At 24.8% G+C, this 15662-nt stretch carries 16 protein-coding genes, 8 tRNA genes and 1 pseudogene; 18 read left to right on the top strand and 7 right to left on the bottom strand.

Going from position 1 to position 15662, the window contains the following annotated elements:
* Positions 1-243: 243 nt before the first annotated feature.
* From AACK81_RS02000 to AACK81_RS01965, 7 genes and pseudogenes are all read left to right on the top strand, one after another.
* On the top strand, positions 244-1527 hold the full coding sequence (locus AACK81_RS02000; RefSeq protein WP_338962083.1) for an aminotransferase class V-fold PLP-dependent enzyme: 1284 nt from the start codon (positions 244-246) through the stop codon (positions 1525-1527).
* Positions 1514-1972, top strand: a complete 459-nt coding sequence (gene sufU, locus AACK81_RS01995; protein ID WP_338962081.1) for a Fe-S cluster assembly sulfur transfer protein SufU — start codon at positions 1514-1516, stop codon at positions 1970-1972. Before AACK81_RS02000 ends, sufU begins: the two co-directional genes overlap by 14 nt.
* On the top strand, positions 1962-2516 hold the full coding sequence (locus AACK81_RS01990) for a 5-formyltetrahydrofolate cyclo-ligase (RefSeq protein ID WP_338962078.1): 555 nt from the start codon (positions 1962-1964) through the stop codon (positions 2514-2516). The genes sufU and AACK81_RS01990 overlap by 11 nt, the downstream gene beginning before the upstream one ends.
* 341 nt (positions 2517-2857) lie before the next feature.
* Complete coding sequence (locus AACK81_RS01985) at positions 2858-3937, top strand: SGNH/GDSL hydrolase family protein (protein WP_338962075.1); 1080 nt, start codon at positions 2858-2860, stop codon at positions 3935-3937.
* 39 nt (positions 3938-3976) lie between these two features.
* Positions 3977-5756: pseudogene (locus AACK81_RS01975) on the top strand (oleate hydratase).
* 322 nt (positions 5757-6078) lie between these two features.
* On the top strand, positions 6079-6456 hold the full coding sequence (locus AACK81_RS01970) for a S1 RNA-binding domain-containing protein (RefSeq protein ID WP_252318945.1): 378 nt from the start codon (positions 6079-6081) through the stop codon (positions 6454-6456).
* 170 nt (positions 6457-6626) lie between these two features.
* Positions 6627-7937, top strand: a complete 1311-nt coding sequence (locus tag AACK81_RS01965) for a glucose-6-phosphate isomerase (protein ID WP_338962073.1) — start codon at positions 6627-6629, stop codon at positions 7935-7937.
* Positions 7938-8330: 393 nt separating this feature from the next.
* Here the strand turns inward: AACK81_RS01965 and AACK81_RS01960 are convergent, their stop codons facing one another.
* The 4 genes from AACK81_RS01960 to AACK81_RS01945 all read right to left on the bottom strand — a co-directional run bounded on the left by AACK81_RS01960 (position 8331) and on the right by AACK81_RS01945 (position 10170).
* Positions 8331-8531: a hypothetical protein gene (locus AACK81_RS01960; RefSeq protein WP_338962070.1), complete on the bottom strand. Its 201-nt coding sequence runs from the start codon at positions 8529-8531 to the stop codon at positions 8331-8333.
* A gap of 141 nt (positions 8532-8672) precedes the next feature.
* Positions 8673-9299, bottom strand: coding sequence for an isochorismatase family cysteine hydrolase (locus AACK81_RS01955; protein ID WP_338962067.1), 627 nt, complete (start codon positions 9297-9299; stop codon positions 8673-8675).
* A 9-nt stretch (positions 9300-9308) separates the two neighbouring features.
* Complete coding sequence (locus AACK81_RS01950) at positions 9309-9623, bottom strand: hypothetical protein (RefSeq protein WP_281748332.1); 315 nt, start codon at positions 9621-9623, stop codon at positions 9309-9311.
* Positions 9624-9741: 118 nt separating this feature from the next.
* Positions 9742-10170: a hypothetical protein gene (locus AACK81_RS01945; RefSeq protein ID WP_338962057.1), complete on the bottom strand. Its 429-nt coding sequence runs from the start codon at positions 10168-10170 to the stop codon at positions 9742-9744.
* A gap of 284 nt (positions 10171-10454) precedes the next feature.
* Here AACK81_RS01945 and AACK81_RS01940 point away from each other — a divergent pair.
* From AACK81_RS01940 to AACK81_RS01910, 7 genes are all read left to right on the top strand, one after another.
* Positions 10455-10530: transfer RNA gene (locus AACK81_RS01940), tRNA-Val, on the top strand.
* 7 nt (positions 10531-10537) lie between these two features.
* Positions 10538-10614, top strand: a tRNA-Thr gene (locus tag AACK81_RS01935).
* Positions 10615-10625: 11 nt separating this feature from the next.
* Positions 10626-10710 (top strand) — tRNA-Tyr (locus AACK81_RS01930).
* 10 nt (positions 10711-10720) lie between these two features.
* Positions 10721-10795 (top strand) — tRNA-Gln (locus tag AACK81_RS01925).
* A 16-nt stretch (positions 10796-10811) separates the two neighbouring features.
* Positions 10812-10886 (top strand) — tRNA-Lys (locus AACK81_RS01920).
* A 6-nt stretch (positions 10887-10892) separates the two neighbouring features.
* Positions 10893-10980 (top strand) — tRNA-Leu (locus tag AACK81_RS01915).
* 65 nt (positions 10981-11045) lie between these two features.
* A tRNA-Leu gene (locus tag AACK81_RS01910) sits at positions 11046-11127 on the top strand.
* A gap of 73 nt (positions 11128-11200) precedes the next feature.
* On the opposite strand, the gene AACK81_RS01905 is transcribed toward AACK81_RS01910, so the two are convergent.
* Positions 11201-11803 carry a hypothetical protein gene (locus AACK81_RS01905; RefSeq protein ID WP_338962054.1) on the bottom strand — a complete coding sequence of 201 codons (603 nt, stop codon included), beginning with the start codon at positions 11801-11803 and terminating at the stop codon, positions 11201-11203.
* 1 nt (position 11804) lies between these two features.
* Between AACK81_RS01905 and AACK81_RS01900 the strand changes: the two genes are divergently transcribed.
* The 4 genes from AACK81_RS01900 (at position 11805) to AACK81_RS01885 (ending at position 15096) form a co-directional block, all read left to right on the top strand.
* On the top strand, positions 11805-12086 hold the full coding sequence (locus AACK81_RS01900; protein ID WP_338962052.1) for a hypothetical protein: 282 nt from the start codon (positions 11805-11807) through the stop codon (positions 12084-12086).
* A gap of 615 nt (positions 12087-12701) precedes the next feature.
* Positions 12702-14246 (top strand): sodium-dependent transporter, encoded by a 1545-nt coding sequence (locus tag AACK81_RS01895; protein WP_338962049.1) that lies wholly within the window; start codon positions 12702-12704, stop codon positions 14244-14246.
* A 5-nt stretch (positions 14247-14251) separates the two neighbouring features.
* Positions 14252-14380, top strand: a complete 129-nt coding sequence (locus AACK81_RS01890) for a hypothetical protein (RefSeq protein WP_281749467.1) — start codon at positions 14252-14254, stop codon at positions 14378-14380.
* A 642-nt stretch (positions 14381-15022) separates the two neighbouring features.
* Positions 15023-15096: transfer RNA gene (locus tag AACK81_RS01885), tRNA-Gly, on the top strand.
* A gap of 53 nt (positions 15097-15149) precedes the next feature.
* Here AACK81_RS01885 and AACK81_RS01880 read toward each other — a convergent pair.
* Positions 15150-15347 (bottom strand): hypothetical protein, encoded by a 198-nt coding sequence (locus tag AACK81_RS01880; protein ID WP_338962045.1) that lies wholly within the window; start codon positions 15345-15347, stop codon positions 15150-15152.
* On the bottom strand, positions 15347-15574 hold the full coding sequence (locus AACK81_RS01875; RefSeq protein WP_174481002.1) for a hypothetical protein: 228 nt from the start codon (positions 15572-15574) through the stop codon (positions 15347-15349). Before AACK81_RS01875 ends, AACK81_RS01880 begins: the two co-directional genes overlap by 1 nt.
* Between the last annotated feature and the right edge of the window lie 88 nt (positions 15575-15662).

Here is a 15662-nt window from a genome sequence, read left to right as displayed (position 1 = left end):
ATATTTTAACATAAAATTTATATTTAAGGGATAGTTTTTTCTAATTAATTTTAAAATGAAATAATTAATTACCAATTATTTATTTTAAAAAATTTAAAATATTATTTTTTTTAAATATTATTACTTTATAGTGCACAAATAATATTTTATTCATTTTTTAATTTTAAGAAAATTAGCACAAAATTAAGTGTATAATCATTAGTATAAGTATATTATATTTGGTGTAATGATATAGGAGTAAATATGAATAAAAAAATAAACATTAATGATAATACCTTTAAAACTGATTTTCCCTTTTTTAAAAATAATCCTGATTTAGTTTATTTAGATACAGCCGCTTCTTCACTAAAACCACAAATAGTTATTGATGCTGTTAGCGATTATTATGAAAAATATTGTATTAATCCACATAGTCAAGATTATCAACTTGCTGTTAAGGGAAATGATATATTTGAAGATACTAGAAAAACAATTAGTAAATTTATTAATAGTAACGAAAACGAAATAGTTTTTTGTCCTTCAGCAACTTTTGCTTATAATCAAATTGCTTTTGGCTTAGAAAAATATTTACAAGAAAATGATGAAATTTTATTAACCACTTTAGAACATAGCTCATTACTCTTACCATTTTATCGTTTGATACAAACTAAAAAAATTAAAATAAAATTTATTGAAACAAATAAACAAGGAGTCATTACTGTTGAAAGTTTAAAAAAAGTTTTAACACCTAAAACCAGAATAGTTGCTTTTGCAAATATTAATAATTCTTTAGCAATAGAAAATGATACTGAAACATTAACTAATTTTATTAAAGAATATGGTAAAAAAAATGTTAAAAGTGATAATTGAATTTTTAAAAATATTTTAGTAATAATAGATGGTGCACAATCAATAGGACATATAAAAACTGATGTTAAAAATTGAAATATTGATTTTTTTGGATTTTCTGGTCATAAAGTTTTTGGTCCAACTGGAATCGGTGTCTTTTGAGGAAAAAACAAATGATTAAATATACTAGATCCACTAATATTGGGCGGGGGCATGAATGGTGATATTTATGAAAATGGTAAATTTAACTTATTAGATAGTCCTTATCGTTTTGAAGGTGGAACACAAAATATTGCAGGTGTATTTGGACTGGGTGCAGCTATTAAGTATTTATTAAACATTGGTATTGAAAATATTAGAAATCATGAAATTTTACTAAAAAAATACGCAATTGAACAATTAACAGCACATTTAGGAAATAATATTGAAATTTATAATATTGATGGCAATAGTAGTAACATAATATTTAATATTAAAAAAGTATTTGCACAAGATGTTGCTAATTTTTTAGGAACACAAAATATATGCGTACGCAGTGGAACTTATTGTGCTAAATTATTACCTAATATAATTAACACCGAAGTAACAATTCGTCTTAGTTTTTACATATATAATTGTAAAAAAGATATTGACTTATTAGTAATAGCTTTAAAAAAAGGGATTAATGAAGGAGGAGATTTTTTAAATGAATTCTTTTAATAACAATCAAGACTATTATCGCAAACTAATTGTTGAACACTATAGTAATCCAAAAAATAAAGGTTTTAAAAATTTACCAAATAGTTTGACATATCATCAAAACAATGAATCATGTGTTGATAATTTTCATGTTGAAATTTCTATTAAAAATAAAGTTATTAATAGCGCACGCTTTACTGGAATTGGGTGTGCTATTTCAACTGCAGCAACCGATCTTTTTTGTATTTTAATTGAAGGTAAAAGAATATCACAAATAAAAGAAATTATTATTAATTATCAAGCAATGTTATCAGAAAAGCAATTTAATGATAAAATAATTGAAAATATGATTGCTTTTAAAAATGTACCAAGACAGCGTAATCGAATTAAATGTGCCCTTATTGGTATTAATGGTATTAATAAAATAATTGAGAAAGAATGTGAAAAAAATGGAAATGGAAATTAAGGATAAAATTAGTTTAAGAACCATTTATTTAAAAAAATTAAAAAATGTTTCTAAAAATAATTATCAAAAGTGAAATAAAATTATTTTCAATAAATTTAATGAATCACATTATTTTAAACAAAATAATGTATTTGCTCTTTATAATTCCTTACCATATGAAGTAGAAACTAAAGAAATTATTGAATTATTATGAAAAAATCTAAAACAAGTTTGTTTACCAAGAATGAATGGTGAACATTTGAAATTTTACTTTATTAATAGTTGAAACGATATCGTATTTGATAATGATTTTAAAATTGGACAACCAAGTTTAAATTGCCAAAAAGTTATAGGAAGTCAAATTAATTGTATATTAGTACCATTGATTGCCTTTGATAAAGATTATTACCGTATTGGTTATGGTAAAGGTTTTTACGACCGTTATTTATCTAAAAATAAATTTAACTTTAGTAAAATAGGACTTGGTTTTGCTATTCAAAAAATTCCTTATATAATTAATCACGATAATTGAGATATACCATTAGATTATATTTTTACTAATTAATATTTTAATCTAAAATTAAATACACTAATCAATAAATAAAAGATAGTTTAATTAATCAAATTATCTTTTTTTATTTTTATTGTATATTCATTTTTTCAATTATAGACTTAAATTAAGATTTACTTATAATAATTATTTTAAAAAGACTAAAACTACTCATTAGTTTAGTTTATACACACTTGAATTTTATAAAAACTGAATTAATTAAAATTATTTTATATTTTTTATCAAAATGAATTCAAAATTTAAAAAACAACAAATAATATTTTTAGTAAATCTTAATACTAAAAAATAAATATTTCTAAAAAAATAATGAAAAAATACATAGGAGGCAAATAAACATGCGTTTATATAACTTAACGTGTGCTACACTTTTAAGCTCATTATCTTTATTAACTATTAATTCAAAGCATTGTTATTTAAATAAAGAAGAACGAGCTATAGAACAAGTTGATAATTTATACGTTATTGGTGATAGTTTATCAGATAATGGTGCACTTGTTGGAGCTGGAACACAATTTTTTAAAGGTAATAAAATCCTTCCAAAAATTCAAGAAATTAAAATTGAGGAACCTTATCATAATAATCAGTTTTGTAATGGTCCAAATGCAGTTAGTATTGTAGCAAATTATTTTCATAAACCTTTAACACCAGCATGGAAATTTCAAAAAATACCATTTGTTGGCAAAACTTATCAACAAATTGGCGAAAATTATGCTATTGGTGCTGCTAGATTAGGATATAGTATTTATCCAGGTGGATTTTTTGTTAGTAAATTTTCAGCACAAGCACAAGTTACTTCTCTACTTTCACAACATAAAAATATTAATGATCATGATTGAGTACTATATGTAATGGGCGCTAATGATCTTTTAGCAGTAATGCAAGATACAACTTCTCCTTTCTTAACATGAAAACTTTATTTAGATTCTGCAATCCTTAATGAAAAAATATCACTAATGCGACTACTTAAACATCATGTAGCGAATATTGTTGTTACTGATGTTCCAGATATTAGTGAAACTCCTGCTTATAATAATGATCCTATCCTAGAAACAAAAGCAACAGCAGCTTTTAAATATTTTCATTCACAATGAAAAGCAATGATAAAAACTTTAAAAGAAGATTACCCAAAACAAATTAATGATTTTGAACTTTCATCAGTTGTTAAACAAACATTAAATGATTTAGGTAAAAGGGGAATGAATATTAAAGAAGGAGCTAGTGATATTAGTTTTTATGAATCATTTTTAAAAGATGGGATTTTACAACCCAAATTAAATCCGGGTGTAACTTTAGAAACAGTTAATAACTACTTTTTTGTCGATACTGTTCATCCAACTGAAATACCATCAAAAGTAATTGGTATGCAGTTAGCTCATTTTATTACTAATAAAATTAAACAAAATTTAAATGATTAACAAAAAAATAAAAAATAACAAATAGGAGGTACAAATTATATTTATAAAAGCAATGGAAATTATGAAGCATTTGCACAAACTAAACCAGCACAAGAAATAGAAGATAAAAAAGCATTTTTAGTAGGAGCAGGATTAGCTTCTTTAGCCGCTGCTACATTTTTAATCAGAGATGCAAAAATGAATTCAGAAAATATCCATATTTTTGAAGAATTAAGTATTGCTGGTGGTAGTTTAGATGGGATTTTAAATCCAGATAAGGGTTTCATTATTCGTGGTGGACGAGAAATGGAAAACCATTTTGAATGTCTATGAGATTTATTTCGTTCTATTCCATCTTTAGAAATTGAAGGGGCTTCAGTTTTAGATGAATTTTACTGATTAAATAAAGAAGATCCAAATTATTCTAAGTGTCGACTTATTCATCAACAAGGGAAAAGAACAGAAGATGATGGTAAGTTTACTTTAAATGAAGAGGCTTGTAAAAAAATAATTGAATTATTTTTAACAAAAGAAGTAAATCTAAGTAATAAAACAATCGAAGAAATATTTCCAGAAGATTTTTTTAAATCAAATTTTTGATGATATTGATCATCAAAAATTTGCTTTTGAAAAATGACATAGTGCTATGGAAATGAGAAGATATATTATGAGATTCATTCATCATCTTGGTGGATTACCAGATTTATCAGCACTTAAATTTACCAAATACAATCAATACGAATCACTTGTTTTACCATTAATTTCTCACTTAGAAGAACAAGGTGTTGTTTTTCACTATGAAACAACAGTAAAAAATATTATAATTTTAGAAAATGAACATAATGAAAAAATTGCAAAAAAAATCATTTTTCAAAAAAAGAATAAAAAACAACAAATAATATTAAAAGAAAATGATTTCGTTTTTGTAACTAATGGCAGTATTACTGAAAGTACAACATACGGCGATCATAATACTCCAGCACCAATTAGTGAACAACTCCAATTAAGTGGAAGTTGAGAATTATGAGAAAATTTGGCAAAGCAAAGTGAAGATTTTGGAAAACCAGAAAAATTTTATGCAAATTTACCAAAAGAAAGTTGATTTATCTCAGCAACATTAACAACTCTAGATAAAAAAATGGCACCTTATATTGAAAAAATTAGTAAAAGAGATCCATATGCTAAAAAAGTTGTAACTGGTGGAATTGTTACAGCTATAGATTCCAGTTGAATTTTAAGTTATACCTTAAATCGTCAACCACACTTTAAAAGCCAATCAGATGATCAATTAGTTGTTTGAATCTATGGATTACTTTCAAATAAGGAAGGAGATTATATTAAAAAAAGTATTACTGAATGTTCTGGCATGGAAATAGCTCAAGAGTGATTATATCATATTGGTGTTCCTGAAGAAGAAATCTTTGAACTTGCTAAAAACTCATGTAATGTGGTACCAGTTTATATGCCATTTATTACCTCATATTTTATGCCAAGAGAAATTGGTGATCGTCCTTTAGTAGTTCCAGAAGGTTCAAAAAATTTAGCATTTATTGGTAATTTTAGTGAAACTGAAGATGATACAGTTTTTACAACCGAATATTCAGTGAGAACTGCTATGGAAGCCGTCTATAAATTATTAAACGTTGATAGAGGAATACCAGAAGTTTTTGCTTCAGCATATGATATTAGAGTACTATTGAATTCAACTTATATTTTATGAGATAAAAAAATTAATGATATACAAGTTCCTCTCATCTTAAAAATTTTCCGTAGAGGTGCATTAAAAAAAATCAAGGGAACTTTTCTAGAAGAATTACTTGAAAAATCTGGATTACTATAATAAATTCCAATATTTTTAATAATATTTATAAAATAAAAATATTTATTTTAAATTACCGTTTTAAGTATAAAATAAAGAAAAATATTAAAAAAAATTAGTGATATTGTTACAAATAACATTCATTTCTTTAAAAACAAACAAGTTGCTAACAAATTTAATATTCTAATAATCTTTAAATTTAAAATCAATTAATAATTTCTCATTCTAATGTTTAGAAATTCATAAAATTAATATTATTAATTTTAACTTCAAGATTAAATATAATGTTATAATATTTTTATGTATTATTAAATTATACAAAAGAAAGAGGAATTAACTTATTATGAGTACAATTATTAAAAATGAAGAAAATGAATCAAATGTTCAACAATTTCAAGTTGGTGATATTATTACCGTAACTCCAACTGGAATAAAGGAATTTGGAGTTTTTTGTAAGTGTCCAAATGGATTTTCTGGTTTAATTCACATTAGTCGTATTACCCCTAAATTTGTTAAAAATGTTAGTGATTATTTTACAATTGGTACATCAGTTAAAGCAGAAATAACAGGTATTGATCATACTAAACAACAATTAAGTTTAAGTACAAAAGAACAAGGATTAGTGGCAAAGAATAATTCTTCAATTGAAGAAAATGGTAAAGGATTTGCACCAATAAGAGAAACTGTTGATAATTGATTTAAAAAAGAAGAAAATAATTAAAATACTATTTTTCTTCCAAATAATAAAAAATATTGCCATTAAATAGCAATATTTTTTATTTTTTTCTTGCAATCTAAAATTTTTACAACTATATTTTTATTATAAATATTAAATAGTATTATTACGAATTAATATTTTAATTTTAAATACTATAAGGAGATTATAGAATAGTGATAAAAACTAATTTAAAGTTTACTAATTTAGATATGAAAGAATTATCAACTTTATATCAAGAAAAAGTAACGGCGATTAACGCCGAACTGGAAAGTAATGCTAAAAATGAAGATGGGTGATTAGGATGAATTGATTTTCCATTTGCATACCAAAAAGATATTACTTTTCAAGAGTCTTGAAAGCGAATGAAAACTCTAGCATTGAAACTACAAAAAGAAATACAAGTTTTAGTAGTAATTGGTATTGGTGGATCATATTTAGGTGCTAGAGCAGGAATTGATATGGTGCAAGGTTTATTTAATAATACTGCTCCTGTTAAAGTAATTTATATGGGTAATACTATGAGTTCAACTTATGTTCACCAAGTTTTATTATATTTAAAAGATAAAGAATTTGCCATTAATGTTATTTCTAAATCAGGAACTACTACTGAACCAGCAATTGCCTTTCGTTTGTTAAAAGAACTATTAATTAAACAAAAGAAAAATAAGAATATTGTTAATAACAGAATTATCGCTACTACTGATAAAACAAGAGGAGTACTCCATGATTTGGCAAAAGAAGAAGGATATGAAAGCTTTGTTATCCCCGATAATATCGGTGGTAGATACTCTGTTTTAACTCCTGTTGGTATTTTTCCGATGATGGTAGCAGGAATTAACTGTGAAGAAATTATTGCTGGTGCACAATTAGCAGCAAAAGAATGTAAAAGTGATAAAATTGATGTTAATAATGCTTATTTATATGCAGTTTCTCGCTATCATTTACATAAAACTAATAATAAAGCAGTTGAAATTTTAGTAAGCTATGAATTACAAATGCAAATGTTATGTGAATGATGAAAACAATTATTTGGTGAATCAGAAGGTAAGGATGGCAAAGGATTATTACCAGCTAGTGTTATTTTTTCAACTGATTTACATTCAATGGGCCAATTTATTCAAGAAGGTTCAAAAATGTTTTTTGAAACAGTAATAAAAATCAAAAAACCTAATGAAGATATCAAAATTCCACTTGATAAAGAAAACAATGATCAATTAAACTATTTAACAAAACATTCTTTACATAAAATTAATAATATTGCCTTACAAGGAACTATTGAAGCTCATAGTGATGAAATAGTAGGAAAAACTCCAAATATTTTATTAGAATGGGATACAATGGATAGCAAAATGTTTGGTTATGCTAGTTATTTCTTTATGAAGGCTTGTGCTGTTAGTGCAAAATTATTAGGTGTTGACCCATTTAACCAACCTGGTGTTGAAGTATACAAAAAGAAAATGTTTACATTATTAGGTAAAAAATAATTTCCTAATAATAAATTTAATAAAACATTAAAATATAGTTATATAAAAACCATTCTGAAAAGAATGGTTTTTATATAATTTACTTAGTTGTTTTTCACTTATTAATTTACAATATTATATTATGACATTTTTTTGCAAATAATAATCTAAATAAATGTAATTATAAGTTAAGTTGTATTTTAAATGATGGTAAATGATATATACCAGTACTAGTTGATGGTGCATTTATAAAATCAAATTGATTTATTTCATTTACCATTTTTTGTTCTTGTTCTTTAATTAAAAAACTTTCTACTATATGCTTAGTTATTTGTTCTTGAATAGAATATTGTGCTTTTTCTTCAGAAAAACCTTGATTAATACATTCAATAAAAATGAAAGATAATTTTTCATTTATTTCATTATTCTTAATAATCTCTTGATAACATCATTAAATTCATTATTTAATAATTTTATATTTAATATTGATAAATCTTCATAACTCATATTTATAAAATTTAAATTAAATTCAAATTTTTCAAAAATATTTATTATTAATTGTTGATTTTCAAGTTCTTGATACTCACTTTCTGATTGGATTACTTTACTAGCCATCTTTTAATCTTCCTTTTCTAATATTTTAATTTAATAAAACCTAATATAGAATAATTTCTATTCTAAATATAAAAATTATTAAATAATATGGATAAAATTTATTATTTATATAAATTTATTTTATTTAAAACTCTACTTTAATTAAATAACATCCTTAACAATAGTAATGCCATTTTTAAGCATTGAATATCATGCATATTGATTTAAAATATGAGCTGGATGCTCTGGTTGATCATAAGTATTTGTCATTGTCATTGGAACAATAACATTTACTTCTTTATTGTGCTGATTAAATCAAGTTTTACAACTAATAGCAAATTGATAAATACAAATATCAGTACAACAACCAACAATAATAATGTTATCCCATTGTAAATTTGGCTTAAAATCAAAAGCAAAAAAACCATTAGTACTATTTTTTTTAATAATCTTAATATTGTCAAATTTTAATTCTTCTACTAACTCTGATTCAATAGTATTTTCCAAACAATGACTAGGAAAAGTATGGAATTCGGGACTATGTTCATTATGAGCATCATTAAAAGCAATAACTTTGGTTTCATTAGTATTTACTTTTGCTAATAAATTTTTAATTGGTTTAATAATTGAATTAATATTAGGTGAAAATAAATTTCCTTTTTTAGCAAAGCCATTAACCATATCAACAATAAATATAATATTATGACCTTTTAAAGTTTTAAAATCTAAATTAACTGTTTTATCCAAAGTTTTATTTATCATTTCAATAAATGAATCATTATTTTTCATTATTCACCTCTATTTTTTAAAAATTAATCGTTTAATAATAAATCAAATTATACTACAGCCAGAACAAATTGGCATTAAGAAAATAGTAAAAATAATTCCTACTTTTAAAAAGAAAATATCTACTGTTATTCCTTGACTACTTTGATAGGTTAAACTATCAATTACACCATTTATATAAATAAAATTAAATCCATTAAAAATATCTATTTTAATACTTAATAACATAATTAACCCTAATAATAAAAATATAAAACCAGAAAAAAATAAAATAGTAATTATTTTTTCATCAAGAGGTAATTTTTTTCATCAATTTTTAGTTATCATTATTATCACCTATTTTTTTTAATTATATCATTGTTATATTAATGCTATAAAATAAATAAAAAAATTCTTACTTTAATGTGAAAAATAAGAATTTTTTAAAATTAATAAATTGCTATTTTTACTTTTTTACTACTTTTAAATAACAACTGTATCCAAAAATAATAATACTTGTAAACAATAAGATTGGAGTAGCAATAACCGATAAGATTAATCCTATTTGTAACTGTGCTGCTGTACCTGTTAAAGTTGCAGTTCCACCTAATGCAGCAACTACAATTTTTAATTTATCAAAATAATCAGTTAATGACATAGTAACACCAAAATTAGTTATACTACCCTTAATAAAATCTCCAATAGTTCAAGGATGAGAATTTCTTAAAATTCAAAACCCATCATGACTTTCGGCCACTTTAGCTCCTAGAGGTTTAACTGTTCAAGATACTGTTCCAATTAAAATTAATCCTAAAATCATTACTATTAACATAGTTATAAATACGTAAAAACTAATTTTATCTAACTTTGATAATTTTTTTCAAATTTTTTGCATAAATTTTCCCTTTTTTTTAATATAAATATGGCTCAAAAAAATTATAGCAAACTCTAAAAAAATATTATATTTAAAATATATAAAAACTGAAAATAGGTATAAAATAGTAATATTTAACATAAAATTACTTTTTTTGGTTTTTTCTCTTAAGTTTTCTTTTAAAAAATAATTAAAAATAAAATAATTTTACATTATCTTTAAAAAATAATTGTAAATGTGAAAAATATCTATTATAATGATTAAGGTTTTTTAAGAATAAATAATTCTAATAAAACAAAAAATAAGGAGTATTAGCTCAGCTGGGAGAGCAATTGCCTTACAAGCAATAGGTCGGCGGTTCAAGTCCGTCATACTCCACCATTTACCTGCTGATGTGGCTCAATCCGGCAGAGCAACGGTTTTGTAAACCGTAGGTTGCAGGTTCGATTCCTGTCATCAGCACCATTATTATTTATGGAGGGGTAGCAAAGTGGCCAACTGCACCTGGCTGTAAACCAGATCTCTTCGAGTTCGGGGGTTCGACTCCCTCCCCCTCCACCATATTACTTATTGGGGTGTAGCCAAGCGGTAAGGCAACGGCCTTTGACGCCGTCATGCGTTGGTTCAAATCCAACCACCTCAGCCATATATTTTATTAATTTGTCCTCGTAGCTCAGCGGTAGAGCACTCGGCTTTTAACCGAGGTGTCGCAAGTTCGATCCTTGCCGGGGACACCATTTGATGCCCAGGTGGTGAAATGGCAGACACGTCGGGCTTAAGATCCGATGACTTTTACAGGTTGTGCGAGTTCGAGTCTCGCTCTGGGCACCATTTTATATATTTATTAATGACGAGGAAGTATTCCTCATTTTTTATAAATAAGTAAACTATATTTTGCCCAGATGGCGAAATGGCAGACGCAGTAGACTCAAAATCTACCGAGAAATCATGCGGGTTCGAGTCCCGCTCTGGGCACCACCAATATTAAATTATTAGTATAAAAAGGTATTCTTAAAAGAATACCTTTTTATTTTTATAACATTAAATATTATTAAACTGATAATCGACGTTCTGAAGATGGTTGTTTAATTGGCAAACGTTCTTCAGAATTTAATGTTGCTATATTAAGTGGTTTAGGATCAGGTATTTCAACAACATGAGAAGTTGACATGACTGATTGTGTTTCTTCTCCATTATTAATTTTTTCTGGATTAAAAGATTTATTTAATAATGAAGTATTATCATCACTATCTTCAGAACTTGATGATGATGATGGCGAAGATGTACTGCTAGAAACATTTTCATAAGTATCTTCTTCATCAAAATTATTAACATCCGCACATCAATTTTCATATAATTCCATTCCAGTATTTATTAATAAACCAGTACCAACTGTTGCAAGACCAGCTATTGTTTCTCAAAAAGCAATTGATCTTTTTTTATAAAATGGTTGATCATCATCATTATTATTTGGATTACTTAATTCATGATATGCAAAAAGACTAACACCAGTAATTGCACTAGCAATAGTTATTGGTACTAATAAACTTGCTGCTGTATTACCTATTTTTTGTCATATATTACGTTGTTGATTTATTACATTTTCTTCATTATTAGGTGCACAACATTCTGATATTTTTTTAGCGATTGTCACTATGTGATTTAAACTTGAAGCTGCTGCTGCTGTAATAAAAGCATATGTAACAGGTAATATATCTGGATTGGGTGTTGGTCAGTTAAGTCAAGCTACTACTAGTGGTAATAATGGTGCTGTTGCAAAATTTACTCCTGTTAATAAATTATTAATCCTTACATTATTAATATTTCGATATCTTAATATTAAATTAGTTAACGAAATTTTTGAATTAACTGTGCCTTCCACCATAAAACATAATGCTGGTACTAGTGATAATACTCCATCTTGATATAATAAATAGTTACCCCCGTTACCATTGAATTACCAATAGTAAGTAATACATCTCTTATAGTAGTTATTAGTTGATATTAAATCATTTGGTAATAATTGTTCTGTAGAAGAATAACTTCTTGCTGGTGATGAATCCATATTTTTCATCCTTTCTAAAAAATAATTTAAAGTAATAAAATTAATATAAAAACACCCATATTAAGAATTACAATCCTTAAATATGAGCTAAACTCTAGTCTTTATTTATTACTTCTTGTATTATAACCCTATATTAAATAAATGAAAGTAATATAATCATTAATATTAAAATTATGAAAAATAATTTTAAAAACTTAAATAATTAAATTAATAACACTAAAAAATAAATTTTTATTATTTCCTTATATAAGGAAAAGTTTTATTTTTTATTAATCTTTTTTAAAATTTACTCAAAACCCTTATTTTTTTCTTATTATTTATTTTTAATAATATCATTTTATTTAATAAAATAAAATTTTGATTTTCTATATATTTTTCAATACACATTATTAATAAATAACATCGCAAAATTTTATTTACTGAAATTGGTTTTAATAAAATATTTTTTTTGTATAATTAACTATTATAAAGGAGGTCATTTATTAATATGAAAAAACAACGCTTAAATATCTCAAAATTAGGATTCTTACTTTCAGTAATGGGTTCGGCAGTAGGATTAGGTGGTATTTGAGGATTTCCAACTCAAATCTATAACCATCATGGTGCTTTTCTAATACCTTTTTTAATATGTATGGTAATTTGTGCAATACCAGTTTTATTTATTGAAATGACAATTGGTAATAAATATCGCAAAAATCATATTGAATTTTTTAGTGAGGTTGGAGGTAAAAAGGGTGCTTTTTTTTCTTGATTGCATTCAACAACCGTTATTTTACTAAGTACTTATTATAGTGTTTTAATAGGATGAACTTTAATTAATATTATTATTAGTTTTACTTCTAATTTAAATAAAGGTTCTTATTTTTATCATAATATTTTACAACAAACAAATGATCAAGATATTAGCAATTTAAATAGCCTAGGTAACTTAAATTGAATGATTTTACTTGCAACAATTGGTGTATGAATTATTTTGGGTATTATTCTATTAGGTGGTGTTGAAAAAGGAATTGAAAAAGCCAATAAAATTATGATTCCATTTTTATTTTTAATGATTATTATTTTAGCAATTTATACTAGTACATTATCGGGTGCTAAACTTGGATTAAATGTAATGTTTGATTTAGATGCTAAAGAATTATTAAATCCTGGATTATGAAAAGATGCTTTTGGTCAATCATTCTTTATGTTATCAACATGTACAGGAACCATTTATATTTATGCAGCTCATGCTCCCAAAAAACAAGATAGTACTAATCAAGCTTTTGTAGTAGCCTTTGGTACTAGCGTTATTGGTATATTAACAACAATTATTGTTTTTAATTCAATAGGTGCAATTGCTCAAAATCAAGGTAAAACTGATATTAAAGATGTATTTCAAGCAGGTCCTGCTTTGATTTTCCAAGTAATACCACAATTATTTGCTATTATTAATAATCAAGTTCCTATTTTAGGAAATATTTTAGCAATATTATTTTTTGTTACACTTTTCTTTGCGGGTATGTCCTCACTAATTGGTCAAGTTGAATCAATGGTAAATGGTCTAGAATATGAAATTCATTTAAAGCGCAAACAAGCATTAGCAATATCATTATTAGGAGCAATGGCAGTATCAGTATTATTTACCTTTAGTAATTCACCAGCGCTGTTTAATGGGCTAGCAATCTGAGTAGCACAAATTTGATTACTAATAATTGGGTTTATTTTATTAATTGGTATTAGTCCATATGGCTGAAAACTATATGATACATTAAAATTATATAATAATGAAAATTCATGAATGAAATGAACAAAAGGATATAAAATAGTAATTTTAATTATCGCACCAATTTTAATTTTAATTAATATTGCTACTGGTATCTATGATTTTATTATTAATATTCTCAATGCTAATTTTGTCTATGGTACAGTTGGTCTAACACTTGGTGTTGGATTAGTTTTACTTTTAACTTTTATCTTAACTTATCATAAAAATATTCATAATGGTTTTAATAAATTATTTAAAATAAAAACAAAAACTGAAAGAGGTTAAAAAACATGGATGTTGGAGCAATTATTTTAATGGTAATTTCTTTAGTAAGTATTATTGGTCTTTTTATTTTCTTTGTCATAATGGATTTTAAAAGTCATAAAAAACAAAAAAGAAAAGAAAATAACAAAGAATAATATTTTTTAAAATATTTTAGTATACTTATGATAAAGTATTATAATTAGGTTTTTTTGTAATCTGGCATCAAAATGCCAGATTACAAAACTTATTATTAAATGGTGAGTGAAATGGAAAAAAATAAATTAAAACAAATTTTATTAATTAGCAAAATAACTTTAACAATTGCTTCTTTATTTTTATTTTTAGTTTGACTAATGTTTATGACTAATAATTTTTTTCCTAAATCTCAAAACTCATTTGTTGCCAAAATTATGAATACTTCAATTCAAATTATGATTTGACCAATTACTAGTATAATTCTATTTATTTTTATTATGCCAATATGAGTTACTAATAAAAAACAAATTTTATTAGTATTTTTAACATTGTCACTAATTATCACAATATTGTGTTCAACTTTTCTTTTCAGTTTAAATATTAATAAATTCTGAATTATATGATTAATTGCTCATTTTTTTGCTATAGCTTCAATTATTTTTGTATTTTTTTCTTTAAAGAAAAACTTCTTTTATTTAAAAAGAAAAAAAATAAACATATTGAAAAAAAGATTAAAAAATAATTTTTTTTAACTTGTTTATCAAAAGTAGTTGACTTTAATTTTAGTAATATGATATAAATACATGGTGGTTAACATAACTGCGGGTGTCGTATAATGGTATTATTACAGCCTTCCAAGCTGAAGACGTGGGTTCGATTCCCATCACCCGCTCCATTATAAAAAAATAAAAGCCGTAATTAATACGCCTTTTTTTATTTTATAATGGTTTATATTTTAGGACCTTTTTTAGTTTGTAGTACTACTGCTGTTTCTTCATCACTAGAATTACTGCAAGCACATTTATTAACTATTTCTGCTCATGAATTTACTGGATACATAACTAAATACATTCCATTAGTTCTTTCTGGTAATGATTCTAAATATTTTATTTTATTATTTGTGCATTCTTCTAAATTAATTTTCATTAGTTATCCCCTACTTCTTTTAAAATTCGACTATTAAAAGCATCTGCTAAGAACTTATAAACTTTTACTTCAGAAATATTTTTTAAATCATAACAATTAATGATATCAGTTAATTTTAAAATCACATCATGATATTTTATAAAATAAGTTTTATTTTCAACATTTGCTCACTTTTCCAAATTCATTGCATAATAAATTATTCCATCTCTATAAAATTGTGATTTCATATTTCTCACTCCTTTAAACGATATAATAAAACAAAAAACCTAATTTAAATACAAAAATTTAAACGAGGTCTATAAAAAAACCAAAATA

It is taken from the genome of Spiroplasma endosymbiont of Lasioglossum villosulum (assembly GCF_964020195.1).
Lineage (GTDB): Bacteria > Bacillota_I > Bacilli_A > Mycoplasmatales > VBWQ01 > Spiroplasma_E > Spiroplasma_E ixodetis_A.
This window is presented reverse-complemented; position numbering and strand designations above follow the sequence as displayed.